Here is a 19,746-nt window from a genome sequence, read left to right as displayed (position 1 = left end):
CCGCGCTCACACCGCCCTACACCGTCACGCCGTCGCGTCCCGCAATGCAGCGTCCCAGTCGCGCGCGAAGCGCTCGATGCCGAATCGCTCGCAGGCGTCGCGTTTGGCCGCCGCGCCCCACTCGCGCGCGAGTTCCTGATCGCGGATCAGCATCCGCATCGCATCGATCAGCACGGCCGGCCGCGTGTCGGCCACGCCGTTGCTGCCCGTCTTCACGAGTTGCGCCATCTCGGTCGTCGCGAGCGCGACGATCGGCAGCCCGATCATCATCGCCTCGATCACCGCGAGCCCGAGGCTCGTGTAGCGGATCGGATTGAAGAAGAACCGGTAGTGCGACAGGAATTGCGGCAACGCCGGATTCGGCACCTCGCCGATCCCGCCGAGTTCGCACGAGCCCATCCCCACCAGGTCGATCGGCACGCTGTGCCGCACGACTTCGAACACATCCGCACCGAGGCGCCGGCCGCGGCGCGCGAGGTTGTTCACGACGGCCACACCCTTCGGCAGCGTGCCGCGATACTCGACGTCCTTCGGCACCAGCACGCCGTGCTCGATCACGCGCGTCGGCGTCACGCCGTTGTCCCACATCAGCGCATTGAACGGCGTCACGTGCACCAGCAATACGTTCGGATCCTGCACCGGATGCAGCGTGTCGGTCGGATGCTCGCGCGGCGGATCGTGCTCGACGAACAGCGTCGGCAGCGCGCGCTGCGCTTCGCTCAGCAGCCGCAGGCGGTCGTGCTCGTAGTGCTTCGCGTGCTGATACAGCACGCAGTCGAATGCGGTGTCGCGCACGCATTCGGCCGGCACCTCGTGCACGTTGTCGCCCCACGGCAGGTGCCCCACGCGGCCCGCATAGCCGGGCGGATGCTGCGGCTTCGTCACGATGTAGAAATCGTGCGGCGCCTGCGACAAGTAATACAGATAGTTGCCATGCACGTGCCAGGTGAGCACGCGCAACCGCTTACGTGACATGACGTCTCTCCTCCGCGAGCAGTTCGCCCGCCCGGTCCATCACATCGCCGACGCCGATCGCGGTCGCGCACTCGTGCCCGTACGGGCAGGTATCGAACATGCACGGCCGGCACGCCGGGTAGTTCGCGAGCACACGATGACGTTCGGCGTCGAGCGGCGCCCAGCGGGCCGTATCGCTGCCGCACGCGACGACGATGCTCGGCGTGCCGAGCGCCGCCGCCACGTGCGATACGCCCGTGTCGTTGCACAACAGCAGCCGCGCACGGGCGATCAGCGCGGCCAGCGCGCCGAGCGGCGTGCGGCCGCACAGGTTCACGCACGGCCGCCCGAGATGCTCGGCGAACGCGCTCGCCAGCCCCAGTTCCCCGCGCGTGCCGGTCAGCACGATCTGCCAGCCGTCGTCCGCGAGCTGCCGCGCGGCGAGCGCGAAGCGTTCGACCGGCCAGCGTCGCGACGCCATCCGCGCGCCGGGATGGACGATCACGTAGCGGCCGGGATCGAGCGCATGTTCGTCGCAGAGCACGTGCCACAGCGCAGAGTCGAGGCCGCCGAGCGGGAATTCGAGATAGTCGCCCCAGTCGGCGTAGCCGAGCTTGCGCGTGAGCGCCAGATAGCGCGCCACTTCCGGTTCGTCGTCGCGCCATGCGAGCGCGCAGTCGAGCGCGGTCGTGCCGCCGTCGGCCGGCACGAAACCGGCCGTGCGCGTCGCGCCGAGCGACGCGACGATCGCGTTCGTGTGCACGCCGCTGCCGTGCAGCTGGATCGCGAGATCGAAGTCGCGTGCGCGGCATTCGGCGATGAACGCCTCGCGCGCGGCCGCGTCGGGCTCGGGCTGCTCGGCGAGGCCGGGCGCGCCGGGGAACGCGATGAAGCTGTCGATGTAGTCGGAAAAACGCGATGCGAACTCGCGCGCCCACGGCAGGCCGATCAGCGTGATGCGCGCGTCCGGTTCGCCGCGCCGCAGCGCGCGCAGCGCGGGCACCGCGCACAGCATGTCGCCGAGCTGCAACGCACGGAACACCGCGATCCGCTTCGGGCCGCGCGGGCCGTCGGAATCGACGCTGGGATCGAGCTTCATCAGTTGCTCCGAAAAACCCTGTCCTTCAGGACCGGGAGAAAAGGAGCGCCGCTGTTCGACAGCGGCATTCCACCGTTTAAATGGCCGGCATGATCCTTGTCTATCGCTACCGGGTGAAATCGCTCGACGGACTGCTCAACAAGCAGAGCCGCGCGGTGAACTCCGTCTGGCACTTCTGCAACGACACGCGGAAACACGCGCTCAACCTTCAGGGAGAAGAGGACGTCAAAGGAAAATCACCCGGAAGTGAAGCGCGCCGCGCATGCGCCAGTACAACGACACGGGCGGAATCGCGATGGACGTGACGATCATCTCGGCCACGTGCGACGCCGTGAGCTGCGTGCCGCGCAATCGTTTCGCGCAGAACCCTGCAGTAATCGCGGCCCACACCGCCGCGCACACGATGGCCGGCGCCGGCCAGCCGGCGGCGAAACAGCCGATCGCGCCGAGCGCGGCGAGCACGGCCGCGTAGTAATGCCACGGCGGCACGGGCCGGATGTGACGCCGGTAGGTCGCGCGGTGCTTCTTGTACAGCAGCGCATCGAAATACACCTTCGACTGCGCGCCGATGCTCGATCCCCAGCGCGCGGGACGCACCGGATGCACGATGCGCGCGGCGTCGGCCTCGACGATCGGCCCCGCATGCTCGCGCAGCGCGAACATCAGGTCGGCGTCCTCGCGCCACGCGCGCGTGAAGCGTTCGTCGAAGCCGCCGATGCGTTCGAGCGCCGCGCGCCGCACGAAGCAGTTCGCGGTCGCGAATTCCGCATGCGCGAGCCCCGCCGCGTCGCGTTCGTAGTCGGTCGGGCACGGCCGCAACGGCACGTCGATCCGGCCGGCCGCGGCCGCCGCCGACGGCTCGGCCAGCAGCGCGGCCGCGCCGTGGCGCAGCCAGGTCGGATCGGGAATCGTGTCGTCGTCGGTAAATGCGATCAACGCGCCGCCCGCGCTGCGCCAGCCGACGTTGCGCGCGCCGGCCGGCCCTTGCGTGTCGGGCGCGGTCATGTAGCGGATCGCCGGCACGTCGGTCACGCGCGCGCGGCACGCATCGACGACGGCGCGCGCACTGCCGGCCGGATCGTCGTCCACGACGACGATCTCGTAGGTCGTCGGATCGAACACCTGCGCGCACAGCGCGTCGAGGCAGCGTTCGAGCAGATCGGGCCGCCGGTAGGTCGGCACGACGACCGATACGACCGGCGGCAGGTGCGTGTCGCGCATGTTCATCTCGGTTTCTCCAGCAGGAACGGGCCGATCACGAGCCCGTCGAGCGGCGATGTCCAGAAGCATTCGACCGCGTCGCGCGGCGAGCACACGATCGGCTCGCCGCGCGTGTTGAACGACGTGTTGACGAGCACCGGCACGCCGGTGAGCGCGTCGAACTCGGTCAACAGCGCATGCAGCAGCGGATGCTGCGTCTCGTCGACGGTCTGCACACGCGCGGTGCCGTCGATGTGGCGCACGGCCGGAACCCGGTCGGCGCGCTCGGGCACGACGTCGTAGACGAACAGCATGAACGGCGCGCGCAGCGGCGTGCGCCGGCCGCCGCTGAACCAGTGATGCGCGCGATCCTCGAGCACGACCGGCGCGACCGGCCGGAAATCCTCGCGATCCTTGATCCGGTTCAGCTTGTGCTGCATGTCCGGGTCGATCGGCGACGCGAGGATCGACCGCGCGCCGAGCGCGCGCGGGCCGAACTCCATGCGCCCCTGGAACCAGCCGATCACGCGGTTCGCGGCGAGCAGCGCGGCCGTCTGCGCGGCGACGTCGTCGAGCCGCCGGTACGGCAGCTGCGCTTCCTTCAGGAACGCCTCGATCGCGCCGTCGTCGTAGGCCGGCCCGAGGTACGCATGATCCATCCGCCAGCCGCCGCGCACGCCGCGCATCCGGAAGTCGGTCCACAGCGCGGCGCCGAGCGCGGTGCCCGCGTCGCCGGCGGCCGGCTGCACCCACACGTCGTCGAACGGGCCGCGATCGCGGATCTTCGCGTTCATCACGCAGTTCAGCGCGACGCCGCCCGCCATCGCGAGCTGCCGCTCGCCGGTCTCGCCGGCCAGCCAGTCGACCGCCTGCAGCGTCGTCTCCTCGAGCACGAGCTGCAACGCATGCGCGATGTCGTAATGATGCGGCTCGATCGGGCCGCCGCGTTCGCGCGGCGGGCCGAACCGTGCCGCGAGATCCTCGTCGCGCACGTCGTAGCGCCCTTCGCCGCGATACTGCACCAGCTTGCGCATCTCGTCGGCGAACACCGGCTTGCCGTACGACGCAAGCGCCATCACCTTGTATTCGTCCGACGAGTGCAGGAAGCCGAGATAGCGCGTCACGCGCTCGTACAGCAGCCCGAGCGAGTGCGGCAGGTTCACCTGCCCGAGCCGCCGGTACGAGCGGCCGTCGAACACGCCGTAGCTCGTCGTCGCGCGCTCGCCGCGCCCGTCCATCGTCATCACCGCGCAGCGCTCGAACGGCGCCGCGAGAAACGCGCTCGCCTCGTGCGCGAGGTGGTGCTCGACGAAATGCCAGCGGAACGGCCCGTCGTGCGTGACGCCGCGAAAGCGCCGCTGCAGATGATGCGGCACGCCGCCCGCGAGCTGGCGCGGCGCGTTGACGATCGACGACAGGAACAGCGGATGCCACGGCGACGCGCCGTCCTCGCGCGGCGCATGCGCGGACGGCGACAGCGGCAAGGTCAGCGCCGGCGCCGCGCCTTCGCGGTCGAGTTCGAACGAAGGGTCGTACGAATACGCGACGTGGTCCACGTCGGCGAGCGTGATGCCCGCTTCCGCGAGGCAATAGTCGATCGCGTGGAAAGGCAGCTCCCAGGTCGAGAACGGCACCGGGCGCTTCGCGTGCTTCACGTGCGTGAAGCGTTCGTCCTCGGCCGCCGCGATCACGACGCCGTCGCGCATGACGCAGGCGGCGCTGTCGTGGAAGGCGGCGTTGATGCCGAGCGTATGGATCGGATCAGGCATGCGTCAGTTCCTCGTGATGACGTGCGCGAACGGAATCACGTTCGATGCGTGCGCCGCGACCGGCTCGCGGACGTCCGCGGCAGCCCGCGCGGCCGTGCGTTGCGCATGGCGCGCGCTGCCACGCAGCAACGCTTGCACGGCGTCGACGACGTCGTCGACGCTCACGCCGCTCAAGCACGGATGGCCGGGCTGGTTGCACACGCTGCGGTAGCAGTTGCGGCACGGCACGTCGACGTTCAGCACACGGTGCGGCACACGCCACGGCGTGTGCTGCGGATTGGTCAATGCATACAGGTCGACCACCGGCGTGCCGAGCGCGGCCGCGAGATGCACGGGGCCGCTGTTGTTCGACAGCACCAGGTCGGCCGTCTCGATCAGCGCGCCGAGTTCGCCGAGCGGCAACACGCCCGCCAGCGGCACCGCGCGCGGCCCCGCCCGTTCGCACACCGCGTCGACCAGCGCGCGCTCGTCCGCGCCGCCCGTCACCGCGATGCCGTCGAACAGCGGCGCGACCGCGGCGGCCGCTTCGCCGAAACGCTCGGCCGGCCAGCGCCGCGACGCGGCGGTCGCGCCCGGATGGACCACGAGCCACCGCGGGCGCGCCGCCGCCGGCAGGCGCGCACCGCCGAAGCGCTGCAACGCGGCCTGCAGGCGCGCATGCACCGCATGCCGCGCCGCGTCGCCCGGCTCGAACGCCATCCGCCAGTCCGCCGTCTTCGCGCCGACGGCACGCACCAGCGCGAGCTGGCGCGCGACCTCGTGGCGCACGTGCGATTCCGGTTCCGTTTCCGGCACGCGATCGGTCAGCAGTTCATACGGGTTCTCGCGGCAATGCGCGAGCCGCAGCGGGATGCCGGCGAGCCAGCACATCATCGCGGCGGGCAGCGGATTCTGGCTGTAGACGGTGAAGATCACGGCCGCGTCGAAACGGCCGGCCAGCAGCCGGTCGATCATGTCGAGATCGGCCACCGGATCGCCGCGCACGTCGGAGTGCTTGACCCATGGCGCGTCGTAACTCCACACGTCGTCGACCATCGGCAGATGCTTCGCGAGCGCGGCGCCCGTGCGCGACGTCAGCAGCGTCAGGTGACGATCGGCGCCGCTCTCCTTCAGCGCGCGCAGCGCGGGCGTGGTCATCAGCACGTCGCCGATGCTGTCGAGCCGCACGCACAGGATGCGGCGCGCGCGGCTCCAGGCCGTGCTCATGGCCGCACCCACGAGCCGTGCCGAAGCGCGGCTTCGCGTACGACGATGTCGGCGGCCAGGTCGACGCGATCGACGACGTGATGCGGCGTGCGCGCGGCGTTGAGCCGCCACTCGGTCTCGTTGCCGCAGTCGACCAGGATCGTGCCGCAGCGCGCGGTGCGGCCGGCCTCGACGTCGTCGAGGATGTCGCCGATCATCCAGCTCCATTCGGGCGCGGCGCCGAGCGCGGCCAGCGCGCGGCGCAGCATGCCGGGGCGCGGCTTGCGGCAGAGGCAGTCGCAGGTGTAGCGCGGCACGCTGCCCCGCGGGTGATGCGGGCAGTAAAAAAAATCCGCCAGCGTCGCGCCGTTCGCTTCGAACAATTCGGCGAGACGCTGGCGGACCGCGCCAAGCTCCTGTTCGGTAAAGCGGCCGAGCGCGACGCCCGGCTGGTTCGACACGACCGCCAGCGGCATCCCGGTCGCGCCGAGCGTGCGCAGTGCGCGCGCCGCGCCCGGCGCGAGGCGCATGCGCGCGGGATCGACGTTGTACGGCACGTCGTCGAGCAGCGTGCCGTCCTTGTCGAGCAGCACCGCGCCGGGCAGCCGCCGTTCGCGCTTCAGGGCCATGACGTCTCCTTCATCGGCAGCACCATCAGCTCCGGCACCACGGTGCCCGGCGGCTGCATCAGCACGAAGCGCACGGCGGCCGCCACGTGCTCCGGCGGCTGCAGCGTGTCCTCGTCGATGTCCGGAAAACGGTCGAGCAGGAACGGCGTGCGCATCCCGCCCGCGACGATCGCCGACACGCGCACGCCGCTCGGCCGCAGCTCGGCATGCAGCGCGTGCGACAGGCCGAGCAGCCCCCACTTCGTCGCGTGATACGCGGACGCATTCGGCCACGCGCGCTTGGACGCGGTCGACGCGATGTTCACGATATGGCCGTTGCCGCGCGCCTTCATCATCGGCACGGCCGCGTGACACATCAGGTACGGGCCGAACAGGTTCGTCATCAGCACCTGCTGCCATGCGTCGACGCTCACGTCGTCGATCGGGGCGGTCACGTCGATCGCCGCGTTGTTGACGATCACGTCGAGGTCGCCGAGCGATTCGCGCGCGTCGTGCACGACCTGCAGCACCGATGCTTCGTCGCGCACGTCGAGCGGCCGGCCCACCGCCTGCCCGCCGTGGCGTTCGAGCCGCTGCGCGACGGCGGCCGCGCGGTCGCCGTCGAGATCGGCGACGACGACGTGCGCGCCGTGCCGCGCAAGCTCTTCGCAAATGGCTTCGCCGAGACCGCGGCCACCCCCGGTCACGAGTGCGGTCCGGCCGGCGAGCGGCGGTTTGGCTGGATCGTGAGTCACGTTCACCTGCACCTCCTGTCGATGTCGGAAAGCAAATCCGGATGACGGCGACGCTTGTCGCGACAACCGTCCGTGCAGGAGGTACAGCGAAAACCGTGCCGGCCTGCGCGCGCCCGCGCCGCATCGGGCCGGGGCTCGCGCTCGCTGGCTTTTTTATAACCGGCTGTAAAAACCGGCCCGGGCGGCCGCGCCCAGGCGGCCCCTCAGATCGCGAGCGCGTCGGGCGTGGCCTGCGCGCGGTGCTTCGCGAGCGCGCGCAGGCAGTGCGCGATGCAGCCCGCGAACGCCTCGTCGAACCACGGCTGCGCGCCCGACACGCCGACCACGATGCCGCCGAGCGCGACGCCGCCCCACAGGTTCGTGTCGCCCGCGCGCAGCCGGTACGGCTCCAGCGCCTGCACGACGTGGCCGTCGCGGCCCGTTTCCCACGACAGCCGCGCCTTGGCCCGCGCATAGGCGCGATAGTCGGCGTCCCAGTCCTTCGGGTCGGGCAGCGAAAACTCATACAGGATCGCGTCCTCGAACGCCGCGTCGCGCGGCCCGAGCGCCGGGTCCATGATCACGACGTGCAGGCAGCCGCTGTCGCCGACGAAATCGCTCTGCAGCGCGGCGGACAGCGTCGGCAACAGCAGCTCGACGGCCGCCACCGCGGCCTGGCGGTCCGCGAACGCGCTACCGCCGCGATGCGCGTTCAGGGCTTCGGGTGTCGTCGGATTCAGAAGGTTCGGCATGGATTTCTCCGGAGGAAAACGCGAGCGCACGCAACGCCGCGATCAGGTCGGCCGCTACCGCGGGCTTGGTCAGGTACGCATGGAAACCGGCTTCGACCGCGCGCGTGCGGTCGCGATCGCGCGCATGGCCGGACAACGCCAGCGCCTCGAGCGGCGCACGGCCGTCGCGATCGCGCGCGGCGTCGAGCTGACGCACGCGCGCCATCACCGTGTAACCGTCCTCCTCGTCGTCGCCGAGGTCGATGTCGCAGACGAGCAGCGCCGGCCAGTCGGCCCGGCGCGCACGCCATAGGTCGTCCAGCAACGCCTGGCCCGACGCATACGCATGCACGTCGGCGCCGGCCGTCTTCAAGAGCGCGGTGAGGGCCTCGCGCGCCTCGTCGTGGTCGTCCACGCACGCGATGCGCAGCCCGTCGAGCGGCTTCGCGGCGGCCGCCGCACCGGCATCCGGAGGCGGCACGGCGTCACCGGACGGCATCGACGCCGGCGCCACCGCGTACATCGGCAGCGACAGGTGCAGCGTCACGCCGATATCGTCGCGTTCGCGCACGACGTAGCCGCCGGCTTCCTCGATCGCGTCCTGCAGGCGCTCGAGATCGATCAGCGACAGCTCCGTGGCGTCGACACCCGTGCACGCGATCGTGATGCGTGCTTCCGGGTCGTGGCGCACCGTGCGCACCTCGAGCTGCCCGCCACTGCTCGCTTCGATCGCGCCGCGACACAGCTCCCACACGAAGCGCCGCAGCGCGGCCGGATCGGCGTTGACGACGAGATCCTCGTCCGACACATGGCGGAACACCGGCACGCCGCGCCGCGCGGCCGCCTCCGCCAGCGAATCGAGCACCTGCGACACGAGCGGGTTGATCCGTACCGGCTGCCGCGCGAACTTCGCCTCCGTGCGTTCCAGCTCGCGCTGCTTCGCCTGCAGCGACCACATCTGCGCATACACGCCGCCGCTTTCGAGCAACTCGTCGTGGGTGCCCTGCTCGACGAGCCGGCCGTACTCCATCACGAGGATGCGGTCGGCATCGACGATCGTCGACAGCCGGTGCGCGATGATGAGGCTCGTGCGATGCCGCGCGACGCGCATCAGTTCCTGCTGGATCGCGCGCTCCGAGCGCGTGTCGAGCGCCGACGTCGCCTCGTCGAACACGACGATCGGGGGCGCCTTCAGCAACGCGCGCGCGATCGCGACGCGCTGGCGCTCGCCGCCCGACAGCCGCACGCCGCGCTCGCCGACGCGCGTGTCGTACGCATCGGGCAGCCGCTCGATGAACGTGTCGAGCTGCGCGCCGCGCGCGGCCGCGATCACGTCGCCGCGGGTCGCGTCGCGCTTGCCGTAGGCGATGTTGTACGCGAGCGTGTCGTTGAACAGGATGGTGTCCTGCGGGACGATGCCGAGCGCGTCGCGCAGGCTGCGCTCGGTGACGAGCCGCAAGTCCTGGCCGTCGATCCGGATGGTGCCCGCATCGGGCTGGTACAGCCGGAACAGCAGTCGCGCGAGCGTCGACTTGCCCGAGCCGCTGCCGCCGACCACGGCGATCGTCTGCCCGGGCTCGATGCGGAACGACACGTCGAACAGGATCTGCCGGCTCGGCTCGTAGCCGAAGTCGACGTGCTCGAACTCGATCGCGCCGCCGCGCACGACGAGCGGCTGCGCGCCGGGCGCGTCGCCGTCCTCGCCCGGCTTGCCGCGCGCGTCGAGCAGCCCGAACAGCCGCTCGATGTTCGTCATCGCGTCGTTCGCCTCGCGGAACACGAAGCCGAGCGCATTCAGCGGCAGGCTGATCTGGATGACGTAGGCGTTGATCAGCACGAGATCGCCGATCGTCATCGCGCCGCGCGCGACCTGCTGCCCGGCGAGCAGCATCACCGCCGCGATCCCCGCGCCGATGCACGCGCTCTGCCCGATATGCAGCGTCGACAGCGCGTACTGGTTGTCGACGCCGGCCTCGCGCCATTCGTCGAGCACGCGCTCGAGCCGATCGCGCTCGACGTCCTCGCGCGCGAAATACTTGACCGTATCGACGTTCAGCAGGCTGTCGACCACGCGCGAATTCGACTCGGCCTCCAGTGCATTCACGCGGCGCTGGTAGCGCATGCGCCGGCGCGTGAACACCACCGTATACGCCGCGTAGACGGCGAACGTGACGAAAATGATCGCGGTGAACCCGCCGCCGTACTTGCTGATCACGATCACGAGCACCGAGCCGATCTCGATGGCCGTAGGCACGATCGTGAACACCGCGACGCCGAGCAGGTAGCCGATGCCGGCGGTGCCTTTCTCGAGGTCGCGCACAACCGCACCCGTCTCGCGCTGCGCATGAAAACGCGCGCCGAGGCGGTGCAGATGGCCGAACGTGCGCACGGTAAACGACGCGACCGTATGCTGCGTCACCTGCACGAAGGTCATGTCGCGTACTTCGTTCAGCGCGTTCGACGCGAAGCGCACGACCGCGTACGCGAACAGCAGCAGCACCGGCCACGCCATCGGCTGGCCGGCCGCGCGGCCGAAGCCGTCGACGATATCCTTGAGCAGCAGCGGCACCGATACGGCCGCCGCTTTCGCGAGCACCAGCAGCGCGATCGCCGCGAGCACGCGTGCGCGGTAATGCCAGATCGCGCGCCACAGTTCGACCGCGATCCGGGCTCGCAGGCCGCGCTTGTCGCGGCGATGGCGGAGGTCGCGGCCTACGGCCGCATCACGGTCCTTCGCGGGCGTTTCGTCGATTCCGGTCGTCATGCACGCATTACTCGCGGTCGGGGGCGCGACGTCTCACGCACGGGGTCAGTGGCGCGGTTCGCGCTCGCGGCCGCTCACCACGACGCCCGGTTCCGGGTCGCGCGCGGCAGGCTGGGTCGGTGTGACGGTCCGCTGGTCCGGATGCAGCACCATGCCCGCGTCGGGTTCGTCGGCGCGGCGCACGCGCACGCGGTTCTCGACGTCGCGCACACCCAGGCAACCGTCGGCCAGATCCTCGATGTCGTGCTTCATCCAGCGCGCCGGCACCGTGCCGTCCAGTTCGACGCGCCCCGCGTTCACCTGCACGCTGACGTCGCTCACGTCTATCTCGAGCGCATGCGCGAGCCGCTCGCATACGTCCTCGCGAATCCGCTCGTCCGAGCGCGTATAGCCTTTCGGCCCGCGGCGATGGCGCAGCGCGTCGCGTTCGGTATCCCGGCCGAAGCGCGACAGGTCGGGGGCACCGCCGTAGCGCGGATCGCCTACGTCGCGCTCGCCGCCGTACGAACCCATCCGGTGCGGGCTGCGGAATTCCGGCCGCTCGCCGCCGTACCGGCCTTCGTGGCCCGCCGCCGTGCGGCGGCCCGGTTCGCCGGAGCCGCGCTCGGGGCCGCGCGCCGGCTGGCGCGCGCCGCCCGGCCAGTCCGGGTCGGCCGCGCCGCGCCGCTGGTCGACCGGCCGCGCGGCGCGCTCGGTCCATTCGCTGCCCCAGTCTTCCGGGCCCACGTCCTCGCTCGCGAAGCGCCGGTCAGCCGATTCGTCGTCTTCTTCCGGCCAACGGGCCGGGTCGTCCGGGATGCCGCGCTCGCCGGCGCCCCGGTACGCGCGTTCGTTGCGCTCGTACCAGTCGGGCGGGCCGCCGCGCTCGCCGGACCGTCCGGGATATCGTCGTTGCATCGTGTCTCTCCTTGATCGCCCGCGCCGCGCACGACACCCTGCCGGGTCGCGGCGCGCGTCGGTCGGGTGAATGCAAATCGCGTGCCGGCGCCGTTGCCGTGCCGCGACGGTCGCGCGTCGCCGCGCCGGGAAGCCGTCAGGCGCCCCAATCTGCAACGCGATTGCAGTTTTTGCGTGTCGGGCGTCACGGGGCACCGCCGGGTTCGTCCGGGTCGTCGGTGCGACCGGGTTCGCTCAGCCGCTCCGTGCGGTCCGGCTCGATGTCGGCGCCGTCCTCCAGCGTCGAATCGCCGTCCGCCGACGCGCGCTCGCCCGTCCCCGCGCGATCCGTATCGGTGTCGAGTGCCGCATCGCCGCGCTCCAGCGCGTGGTCGTCCAGCGGCGAATCGACATCGAACGGATGGCGCCGCGCCCCCGCCGTATCGCTGCCGCTGTCGGACGAGTCGCTCGGGCCGAGCGCCCGGCCGTCGCGACCGCGGCTGGCGTTGTCGTCGTCCGGGCCGGCCGGTTCATTGTCGGGATTCAGCGTGCTGTTCATGTCGGCCTCCTTGCCTGGCTTGCCGCCGCGCGATCGGCCGGATGGCCGCCGCACCGCAGGCGGACCATCCTGGCGTGCAATCGGCATGCCGCGCCCGGCGCGGACGGCCGGCCCGACAGACGGCACGCCCCGTGCGCACCCATTGATAAGCTGAATCGAGTTCCTTTATGCTTTCGAACGTGCCAATTCGCTCCGTATGGCCGTCGCCGGCGCGTCCGGCGGCGGGCCGGCGACCTGCGGCCGCCCGCATTTTCAACTTGCCGCTCCGATGAAGAAAGACGACGCCGATCTCCAACCGCATCCGCCGCCGCCCGGCTCGTCCGACGCGCGCGACCTGCAGCACCGCTTCGCCGAATTCCGGTTCCAGACCGTGGTGGAGTCGATCACCGACTATGCGGTATTCATGCTCGACCCTTATGGCAACGTCGCGACGTGGAACGCCGGCGCCCAGCGCATCAAGGGTTACTCCGCCGCCGAGATCGTCGGCCACCATTTCTCGCTGTTCTATCCGATCGATGCGATCACGGCCGGCCGGCCGTCGCAAGGGCTCGCGCTGGCCGCCGCGCACGGCCACTTCCTGGACGAGGGCTGGCGCGTCCGCAAGGACGGCACGCAGTTCTGGGCAAACGTGACGATCACGCCGGTGTACGACGCGGCGCACGAGCTGTGCGGCTTCATCAAGATCACGCGCGACATGACCGAGCGCAAGCGGCTCGAGGAGCTCGAGGCGTCGACGCAGCGGCTCAGCGTGTTCATCGCGACGCTTGCGCACGAGCTGCGCAATCATCTCGCGCCGCTGCGCAATTCGGTCGGCGTGCTGCAGACCCTGCCCGATCCGCCGCCTGCGCTCGCGCAATGCCGCGACGCGGTGAACCGCCAGGTCGGTCAACTGACACGGCTGGTCGACGATCTGCTCGACGTCGGGCGCATCACCGCCGGCAAGGTCGAACTCGACGCACGCCCCGTCACCGTGCGCGACCTCGTGTGTCGCGGGGTCGAAAGCATCCAGCCGAAGCTGGCCGCGCGCGAGCAGTGGATCCGCGTCGACCTCCCGGCCGACGCGGTGGTGCTGCACGGCGACGACGCACGGCTCGTCCAGGTCCTGCATAACCTGCTCGACAACGCGTCGAAATTCTCGCCGCACGGCGGCCGGATCGACGTCGGCGCGCGGATCGAGGGGCAGTCGGTGGCGATCCACGTCGTCGACCGCGGCGTGGGTATCGCGCCCCGCGCGCTCGAGACGATTTTCGACCTGTTCGAACAGGAAGGGGGATCGGGCCAAGCCCCGTCCGGCGGTTTCGGGCTCGGTCTGGCCATCTGCCGGTCGTTCGTCGAACTGCACGGCGGGCGAATCGCCGCGGAAAGCGACGGGCCCGGCCACGGTGCGACGTTCACGGTATGGCTGCCAATCGCGCACGTGGCACGCGACGAGCCCGCCGCACCGCCTGCACCCGCCGCCTTCGCACAGCCGGCCGTCGAGCCGCTGCGCATCGTCGTCGTGGACGACAACCACGACTCGGCCGACACGCTCGCGGTGTTGCTGCAGATGAAGGGGCACGCGCCGCGCGTCGCGTACGACGCGGACGAAGCGCTCGCGCTCGCCCGCGACTACACGCCGCATCTGATGATCCTCGACCTGACGATGCCGGACGTCGACGGCTTCACGCTGCTGCAAGAATTGCGCACGATCGACGCGCTGCGCGACACGACCTGCGTCGCGCTGTCCGGTCATGCCCGCGCATCCGACCTCGCGCGCACCGAAAGCGCCGGCTTCGACGACCATCTCGTGAAACCCGTCGAGATGGCCGTCCTCGACGCGCTGCTGGAGCGCGTCGCGCGTCGGGTTCGGGATACGCCGTAAGCGCCCGTGCTCACGCCATCGCGCGGCACATCGCGGCACACGCCTCGCACGCGAGCGCGCAGCGGCGGCAATGCTCGTGCGCATGCCGCGAACACTCGGCCGCACACAAATCGCACGCATGTGCGCACAGCGCGCAAATGCGCGGTGCGAGCCCGCTGCGGCGCGCCATCGCGCCCGACGCGAAGCGGCACAGCTGCGCGCATTCGATGTCGAGCGCGATGCAGGTGGCCAATGCGTGCACGTCGCGCTCCGCGAGGCAGGCGGCCGCACAGGTGTCGCATGCGTGCGCGCAGGCGTCGCACGCGGCCATGCAGCTGTCGTATTGATCGCTCATCGTAGTGCTCCCGGTTTCGGTTGATCGTTTCGGTTCGCATCGTTTCGGTTCGTGTCGTCACGGCGTCAGCTTCACCTTCATCCAGCCCGGCTCGCGCACGTCGAACGCGCGATACGCATCGATCGCGTTCGTCAGCGGCTCGCTGCGCGTGAGCACCGACAGCGGGTCGAACGCGCCGCTGCGCACCAGTTCGACGAGCGGCGGCGTCACCGTCCGGTGATTGCAGTTGCCCATCTTGATCGTCAGGTTCCGGTTCATCGCCTCGCCGATCGGAAACACGCGCGCCGCCTGCGGATACACGCCGATCACCGAGATCGTGCCGGCCTTCGCGACCACGCGCACCGCCCATTGCAGCACCTGCGACGGCCCGTCGCCCGGCACCCAGTTGCGGCCGTCCGGCTTGCGGTGCGGCGCGACCGCCTCGACTTCCGCATCGAACGCACGCGCGGCGTCGCGATCGGCCGCGGCCGGCCCGTGCGTCGCGCGCATCGCGTCGACACCCACCGCGTCGATCACGCGGTCGACGCCGATTCCGCCCGTCAGCCGCAATATCGTGTCGACCGGGTCGTCCTCGGAAAAATCGACAATCTCGGCGCCCTGCGCGCACGCCATCTCGAGCCGCGACGCGATGCGGTCGACCGCGATCACGCGCCCGGCGCCCATCAGCTTCGCACTCGCGATCGCGAACTGGCCGACCGGCCCCGCGCCGAACACGGCGACCGTATCGCCCGGCTTCACTTCCGCAAGCTGCGCGCCGAAATAGCCGGTCGGGAAGATGTCCGACATCAGGATCGCGCGATCGTCGTCGATCTCGTCGGGCAGCCGGATCAGGCTCGCATGCGCAAGCGGCGTGCGTGCGTATTCGGCCTGCAGCCCATCGAACGGGCCCGTTTCCGCCGGCCCGCCGAAGAACGACGTGCCCGCGCGCGGCCCGCCGGGGTTCGCGACGTCGCATTGCGCGGTGTAGCCGGCGCGGCAGTAAGCGCAGCTACCGCATGCGATCGTCGACGGAATCAGCACGCGATCGCCGCGCCGCAGATTGCGTACGTCGCGCCCGACCGCCTCGACGATGCCGACGCCCTCGTGGCCGAGAATCGTGCCGGGCTTCATCCCGCCGAGCGTGCCGCGCACCATGTGCAGATCGGTGCCGCAGATCGCGCTGGCGGTCAGGCGCACGACCGCGTCGGTCGGCGCGGAGACTTCCGGATCGGGCACCGTGTCGATGCGAATATCGCCGATACCGTGAAATACGACTGCTTTCATGTCAGGCCCTCCTTGTCGAAAACGGAAACGGTGAATGTGACCGTCGAGCCGATCGAGCAAGGGGTGCGCCTGTGCAACGCACACTGCGCGTGGTGACACGCGGGCGGGAAGCGCTGCGATTTCGGGGAAAGACCGGGCCGGGGAATCAGTGGGTCGGCGCGACGTTGCCGCGGGTGCCGCCGTTGTCATTGCACGCGTTCGGCCACGGAGATCGCTTCGACGCGCTTCAGTTCGTCGTCGATCGACAGCGTCGTGCGGCCACCCGATACAGTCGAACGGACGCGCTCAGTGCGGCAGCCCGAACGCGGCCTTCAGGCTCGCGACGATCATCTGCATCGCGATCGCCGCGAGAATCATCCCCATCAGGCGCTGCGTGACGGCCGTCACGCGCGGCGACAGGAAATGGCCGATCAGCGGCGCCGACAGCAGCGACACGGCGAGCAGCACGAGAAACGCGCCAAGCCCGAGCGCGAACGCGAGCTCCTGCCCGCTCGCGACGGCGCCGTGTCCGAGCACGATCATCGTCGCGATCGTGCCGGGGCCAACGAGCAACGGGATCGTCAGCGGATAGATCGCGACGCTTTCGGCGGCCGTCGGATCGGCGCTTTCATCGCTGCCCGGCGCATGCTGGCGGCTCGGCGAACCATGCAGCATCGACAGCGCGATCAGCAGCACCAGCAGCCCGCCCGCGAGGCGGAAATCGTCGATCGTCAAGCCGAACACGCGCAGGATCGCGCCGCCCGCGACGGCCGACACGATGCAGCCGACCGTCACGCCGATCGCGGCCGTCAGCGCGACCTTGCGGCGCACGCCGTCCGCCGCGCCTTCGGTCAGCGACAGGAACACCGGGATGTTCGCGATCGGGTTCATGATCGCGAACAGCGCCGCGAACACCTTGATCGAAAAGGTCAGGTCGAAGGTCACCGGGTCGCTCCCGTCTCGCACGGCAAGTGACAGGCCGCCGCCGGTTCGTTTTCGATGCGCGGCGCACGCCAGGCTGATACGATCCACGCACCACGTTCATTCACGACGGAGGGCCCCGATCGATGCAAGCCACCGACACTTTCATGGGTCACGAGATTCGCGTCGACGCGACGCGCAACGCGAACGGCGCGTGGGTCGCGCAGGTGCGGATCTTCCGCGACGGCGCGCCGGTCGATCTGCCCGCGCCCGAACTCGTCACGCCCGAATGGCTGACGTGCGACGAAGCGCTGCGCGGCGGCATCGACCAGGGCCGCGTGATGATCCGGACGCGCGACCGGTAACGACGCCCGCATCGTCCGCGCACCGTCGGCCTGCCCTGCCCGTCGTGCGGCACGACGTCGACCTTCACCTCGCCGGGCTGATACAGGTCGCGCAGGCGCGTTGCGATACGCGGCGCGAACCCGGTTTCGAAACGTGCACGGACGTCGGGGTTCATCTCGTCTCCCTTCAAGGTTCGGCGGGTGTCGTCATGCTGCGTTCAGGCGGGCGCGATCTGCCGCTCGAGCGCCGCTTCGGCCTTCAGGCTGTCGAGATCGCGAGCGATCGTCACGACCGCGAGCCGCGTGTTGCCGCGCCAGTACGCGATCGAGCAGTCGTGCGCGCCGAGGTCGCCGTCGATCTCGACGCGATCCCATTGCTCCGCATGCCCGACATAGCGGAGCGTCAGGTCGTAATGCTGACTCCAGAAAAACGGCACCGCGTCGAACGGCCGCTGCTGGCCGAGCAGGTTGCGCGCGGCGACGATGCCCTGCCGCTCGGCGACGACCCAGTGCTCGACGCGAATCCGCTCGCCCGTCAGCGGATCGGGCCAGCGCGCGATGTCGCCGGCCGCGTAGATGCCGGGCGCGCTCGTCTGCAGGAAGCGGTCGACCGTCACGCCGCGTTCGACCGCGAGCCCGGCCTCCTGCGCGAGTTCGACGTTCGGATGCACGCCGATGCCGACCAGCACGACGTCGGCCGGCAACACGTCGCCGTTCGACAGCGTCACGCTGTCCGGCCCGATCCGCGCGGGCGTCGCGCCGAGATGGAACACGACGCCGTGCGCTTCGTGCAGCGCCTTGATCGTGTCGCCGAGCGCATCGCCGAGCACGCGGCCCATCGGATGCGGATCCGGTGCGACCACCTGCACGTCGAGCCCGCGCGTGCGCAACGCGGCGGCCGCTTCGAGCCCGATGAAGCTCGCGCCGACCACCACGCAGCGGCGCGCGGTTTTCAGCTTCGCGATCAGCGCATCGCAATCGGCGCGCGAGCGCAACGTACAAACGTGCGGTAAATCGGCACCGGGCACGTTCAAACGGTTCGGCTCGGCGCCCGTGGCGAGCAGCAGCGCGCCGTATTCGATACGGCTGCCGTCGGCGAGCTCGACCGCCCGCTGCGCGGGATCGATGCGCGCGACTCGCGTGTTGCAGCGCACGTCGATCCGCTGCCCGCTATAGAACGACGGTGCGCGCAGCGGCAGCCAGTCGGCCTGAGCCGTGCCCGCGAGGTAATCCTTCGACAGGTTCGGCCGGTCGTACGGCGGATCGGCATCGGCGCTCAGCAGCGTGATCGCGTGCGGGTAGCCTTCCTGCCGCAGTGTCACGGCCGCCGCGATCGCAGCGGCCCCGCCGCCGACGATCACGACCGATGCGGGCAGCCCGGCCGCCTTCGGCGCGGGCGGTGCGGCGGCCGGCCGCGCATCGATCACGACCGCGCGGCCGTCGCGCCGCTCGACGCGCCAGCACGGCAACCCGTCGAGCGCCGGTGCACGCTCCATCTCGCCGGTGCGCAGGCAGAACGCCGCGTGATGCCACGGGCAGCGAATCGTGTCGCCGACCAGCAGGCCCTTCGCCAGCGGGCCGCCGTAGTGCGGGCATTGCGCGCCCACCGCGAACAGTTCGTCGCCGCGGCGCACGAGCAGCACCGCCGCATCGCCGACATGGCCTTCGATCATCGCGCCGTCGGCGAGATCGTCGAGCGCGATCCCTTGCGTGAGATCGGGTGAGGACGCATCGCTTCCAGTCATGACGTGGCTCCCGAAAAGTCAGGTAACGATCCCATTATCGACATCCTCCTGAAAAGAACAGGTACAGACGCCTCGCAGCGCACGCAAACGCGGACGGTAGCTCGTACACGATCCGCGACCGGCGTAGAACCTGATCGACGTTGCGGCGCAACACGCCGGCCGCGCGGCGAGGGGCCGCGCGAGCCGCGCAATCCGCGTGCCGCCTTCACCTGCCAAAGGAGCACTACCCGATGGCCACCGTCCTGTGCGTGCTCTACCCCGATCCTGCCGATGGCTATCCGCCACGCTATGTGCGGGATTGATCGACGCGCATGCAATGCTCCCGAATCGGTTCGAAAGGGGCGCTCAGTCGAGCGCGTGGCGAAAGACCTTGCCGCCAAATCCCGTCACGACGTTGTCGACCGAGAACGGCGTGTCCTCCTCGGCTTCGAGAATGACCGCGACGCTGCCGGGCACGAGCCGTGCCGCGACCGTCTCGACGAACGTGCCGTCGAGCAGCGCATTGCCGGCCGCTTGCGCGAGAATGCCGGCGCCCGCGCCGGCCGCCATGCCGGTCACCATGCCGATCGGCCCGGCGAGCAGGCCGAGCAAGCCGCCCGCGATCGCGCCGATCACGCCACCCTTGAACGGCCGCGATTCGGCGTCGAGCACCGCGAGCTTGCCGTTCGCGTCCTTCTCGACGACGACGCCATTCTCGATGTGGAATCCTTCGTTCTTCTCCGACAACGCCTCGAAATCGTTCGCGGCCTGGCGGGCCGTCTCGACGCTGCCGAACACGGCGACGATCAATTGTCTGGTCATGCGACACCTCGCTTGATGG

The 19,746-nt window shown here is 70.3% G+C and carries 18 protein-coding genes and 1 pseudogene; 3 read left to right on the top strand and 16 right to left on the bottom strand.

The features are described 5' to 3' along the window. Nucleotides 1–24: 24 nt before the first annotated feature. Both CFB89_RS30415 and CFB89_RS30410 read right to left on the bottom strand, forming a co-directional pair. Complete coding sequence (locus CFB89_RS30415; RefSeq protein WP_089471192.1) at nt 25–975, bottom strand: glycosyltransferase family 4 protein; 951 nt, start codon at nt 973–975, stop codon at nt 25–27. Further along, nucleotides 965–2,053 carry a glycosyltransferase family 9 protein gene (locus tag CFB89_RS30410; protein WP_089471191.1) on the bottom strand — a complete coding sequence of 363 codons (1,089 nt, stop codon included), beginning with the start codon at nt 2,051–2,053 and terminating at the stop codon, nt 965–967. The genes CFB89_RS30415 and CFB89_RS30410 overlap by 11 nt, the downstream gene beginning before the upstream one ends. Before the next feature lie 89 nt (nt 2,054–2,142). On the opposite strand from CFB89_RS30410, the pseudogene CFB89_RS30405 reads away from it, so the two are divergent. Next, a pseudogene (locus CFB89_RS30405) lies at nt 2,143–2,256 on the top strand (RNA-guided endonuclease TnpB family protein); the annotation flags it as partial. Nucleotides 2,257–2,278: 22 nt separating this feature from the next. Here the strand turns inward: CFB89_RS30405 and CFB89_RS30400 are convergent. The 9 genes from CFB89_RS30400 to CFB89_RS30360 form a co-directional block, all read right to left on the bottom strand. After that, on the bottom strand, nt 2,279–3,280 hold the full coding sequence (locus CFB89_RS30400; protein WP_089471190.1) for a glycosyltransferase family 2 protein: 1,002 nt from the start codon (nt 3,278–3,280) through the stop codon (nt 2,279–2,281). Further along, nucleotides 3,277–5,022 (bottom strand): carbamoyltransferase C-terminal domain-containing protein, encoded by a 1,746-nt coding sequence (locus CFB89_RS30395; protein ID WP_089471189.1) that lies wholly within the window; start codon nt 5,020–5,022, stop codon nt 3,277–3,279. Before CFB89_RS30395 ends, CFB89_RS30400 begins: the two co-directional genes overlap by 4 nt. Nucleotides 5,023–5,025: 3 nt before the next feature. Further along, nucleotides 5,026–6,228: a glycosyltransferase family 9 protein gene (locus CFB89_RS30390; RefSeq protein ID WP_089471188.1), complete on the bottom strand. Its 1,203-nt coding sequence runs from the start codon at nt 6,226–6,228 to the stop codon at nt 5,026–5,028. Next, nucleotides 6,225–6,836, bottom strand: coding sequence for an HAD-IIIA family hydrolase (locus CFB89_RS30385; protein WP_089471187.1), 612 nt, complete (start codon nt 6,834–6,836; stop codon nt 6,225–6,227). The genes CFB89_RS30390 and CFB89_RS30385 overlap by 4 nt, the downstream gene beginning before the upstream one ends. Continuing rightward, on the bottom strand, nt 6,827–7,576 hold the full coding sequence (locus CFB89_RS30380; protein ID WP_089471689.1) for an SDR family oxidoreductase: 750 nt from the start codon (nt 7,574–7,576) through the stop codon (nt 6,827–6,829). Before CFB89_RS30380 ends, CFB89_RS30385 begins: the two co-directional genes overlap by 10 nt. 197 nt (nt 7,577–7,773) lie before the next feature. After that, entirely contained in the window at nt 7,774–8,301 is a 528-nt protein-coding gene (locus tag CFB89_RS30375) for a hypothetical protein (protein ID WP_089471186.1), read from the bottom strand. Then, nucleotides 8,243–11,044, bottom strand: a complete 2,802-nt coding sequence (locus CFB89_RS30370) for an ABC transporter transmembrane domain-containing protein (protein ID WP_256979808.1) — start codon at nt 11,042–11,044, stop codon at nt 8,243–8,245. Before CFB89_RS30370 ends, CFB89_RS30375 begins: the two co-directional genes overlap by 59 nt. A 45-nt stretch (nt 11,045–11,089) precedes the next feature. After that, nucleotides 11,090–11,941, bottom strand: coding sequence for a BON domain-containing protein (locus CFB89_RS30365; protein ID WP_089471185.1), 852 nt, complete (start codon nt 11,939–11,941; stop codon nt 11,090–11,092). Between the two features lie 184 nt (nt 11,942–12,125). After that, nucleotides 12,126–12,479, bottom strand: coding sequence for a chemotaxis protein (locus tag CFB89_RS30360; RefSeq protein WP_089471184.1), 354 nt, complete (start codon nt 12,477–12,479; stop codon nt 12,126–12,128). Between the two features lie 268 nt (nt 12,480–12,747). Here CFB89_RS30360 and CFB89_RS30355 point away from each other — a divergent pair, with 268 nt between their 5' ends. Next, a complete protein-coding gene (locus CFB89_RS30355; protein WP_089471688.1) occupies nt 12,748–14,340 on the top strand; it encodes an ATP-binding protein in 1,593 nt (530 codons plus the stop codon). A 10-nt stretch (nt 14,341–14,350) separates the two neighbouring features. On the opposite strand, the gene CFB89_RS30350 is transcribed toward CFB89_RS30355, so the two are convergent. The 3 genes from CFB89_RS30350 to CFB89_RS30340 all read right to left on the bottom strand — a co-directional run bounded on the left by CFB89_RS30350 (nt 14,351) and on the right by CFB89_RS30340 (nt 16,861). Beyond that, entirely contained in the window at nt 14,351–14,674 is a 324-nt protein-coding gene (locus tag CFB89_RS30350; RefSeq protein WP_089471183.1) for a four-helix bundle copper-binding protein, read from the bottom strand. Nucleotides 14,675–14,731: 57 nt separating this feature from the next. Then, complete coding sequence (locus CFB89_RS30345; protein ID WP_089471182.1) at nt 14,732–15,937, bottom strand: zinc-dependent alcohol dehydrogenase; 1,206 nt, start codon at nt 15,935–15,937, stop codon at nt 14,732–14,734. 285 nt (nt 15,938–16,222) lie between these two features. Further along, nucleotides 16,223–16,861, bottom strand: a complete 639-nt coding sequence (locus CFB89_RS30340; RefSeq protein ID WP_089471687.1) for a MarC family protein — start codon at nt 16,859–16,861, stop codon at nt 16,223–16,225. Nucleotides 16,862–16,983: 122 nt separating this feature from the next. Between CFB89_RS30340 and CFB89_RS30335 the strand changes: the two genes are divergently transcribed. Continuing rightward, entirely contained in the window at nt 16,984–17,202 is a 219-nt protein-coding gene (locus CFB89_RS30335; protein WP_059574987.1) for a DUF6566 family protein, read from the top strand. A 197-nt stretch (nt 17,203–17,399) separates the two neighbouring features. Here the strand turns inward: CFB89_RS30335 and CFB89_RS30330 are convergent, their stop codons facing one another. Both CFB89_RS30330 and CFB89_RS30325 read right to left on the bottom strand, forming a co-directional pair. Continuing rightward, nucleotides 17,400–18,926, bottom strand: a complete 1,527-nt coding sequence (locus tag CFB89_RS30330) for an FAD-dependent oxidoreductase (protein WP_089471181.1) — start codon at nt 18,924–18,926, stop codon at nt 17,400–17,402. 345 nt (nt 18,927–19,271) lie between these two features. Further along, the gene (locus tag CFB89_RS30325) at nt 19,272–19,727 is read right to left on the bottom strand and encodes a DUF1269 domain-containing protein (RefSeq protein ID WP_089471180.1); all 456 of its coding nucleotides are present in this window, start codon (nt 19,725–19,727) and stop codon (nt 19,272–19,274) included. Nucleotides 19,728–19,746: the final 19 nt, after the last annotated feature.

It is taken from the genome of Burkholderia sp. AU16741, from assembly GCF_002223345.1.
Classification (GTDB): Bacteria; Pseudomonadota; Gammaproteobacteria; order Burkholderiales; family Burkholderiaceae; genus Burkholderia; species Burkholderia sola.
Note: the sequence above shows the minus strand (reverse complement) of the source record. Positions and strands in the feature narration are given on the sequence as shown.

Bases quoted from the DNA above. Each gene is read 5' to 3' on its own strand.
- CFB89_RS30415 (WP_089471192.1), bottom strand. From the start codon at position 975: ATGTCACGTAAGCGGTTGCGCGTGCTCACCTGGCACGTGCATGGCAAC.
- CFB89_RS30410 (WP_089471191.1), bottom strand. From the start codon at position 2,053: ATGAAGCTCGATCCCAGCGTCGATTCCGACGGCCCGCGCGGCCCGAAG.
- CFB89_RS30400 (WP_089471190.1), bottom strand. From the start codon at position 3,280: ATGAACATGCGCGACACGCACCTGCCGCCGGTCGTATCGGTCGTCGTG.
- CFB89_RS30395 (WP_089471189.1), bottom strand. From the start codon at position 5,022: ATGCCTGATCCGATCCATACGCTCGGCATCAACGCCGCCTTCCACGAC.
- CFB89_RS30390 (WP_089471188.1), bottom strand. From the start codon at position 6,228: ATGAGCACGGCCTGGAGCCGCGCGCGCCGCATCCTGTGCGTGCGGCTC.
- CFB89_RS30385 (WP_089471187.1), bottom strand. From the start codon at position 6,836: ATGGCCCTGAAGCGCGAACGGCGGCTGCCCGGCGCGGTGCTGCTCGAC.
- CFB89_RS30375 (WP_089471186.1), bottom strand. From the start codon at position 8,301: ATGCCGAACCTTCTGAATCCGACGACACCCGAAGCCCTGAACGCGCAT.
- CFB89_RS30370 (WP_256979808.1), bottom strand. From the start codon at position 11,044: ATGACGACCGGAATCGACGAAACGCCCGCGAAGGACCGTGATGCGGCC.
- CFB89_RS30365 (WP_089471185.1), bottom strand. From the start codon at position 11,941: ATGCAACGACGATATCCCGGACGGTCCGGCGAGCGCGGCGGCCCGCCC.
- CFB89_RS30360 (WP_089471184.1), bottom strand. From the start codon at position 12,479: ATGAACAGCACGCTGAATCCCGACAATGAACCGGCCGGCCCGGACGAC.
- CFB89_RS30355 (WP_089471688.1), top strand. From the start codon at position 12,748: ATGAAGAAAGACGACGCCGATCTCCAACCGCATCCGCCGCCGCCCGGC.
- CFB89_RS30350 (WP_089471183.1), bottom strand. From the start codon at position 14,674: ATGAGCGATCAATACGACAGCTGCATGGCCGCGTGCGACGCCTGCGCG.
- CFB89_RS30345 (WP_089471182.1), bottom strand. From the start codon at position 15,937: ATGAAAGCAGTCGTATTTCACGGTATCGGCGATATTCGCATCGACACG.
- CFB89_RS30335 (WP_059574987.1), top strand. From the start codon at position 16,984: ATGCAAGCCACCGACACTTTCATGGGTCACGAGATTCGCGTCGACGCG.
- CFB89_RS30330 (WP_089471181.1), bottom strand. From the start codon at position 18,926: ATGACTGGAAGCGATGCGTCCTCACCCGATCTCACGCAAGGGATCGCG.
- CFB89_RS30325 (WP_089471180.1), bottom strand. From the start codon at position 19,727: ATGACCAGACAATTGATCGTCGCCGTGTTCGGCAGCGTCGAGACGGCC.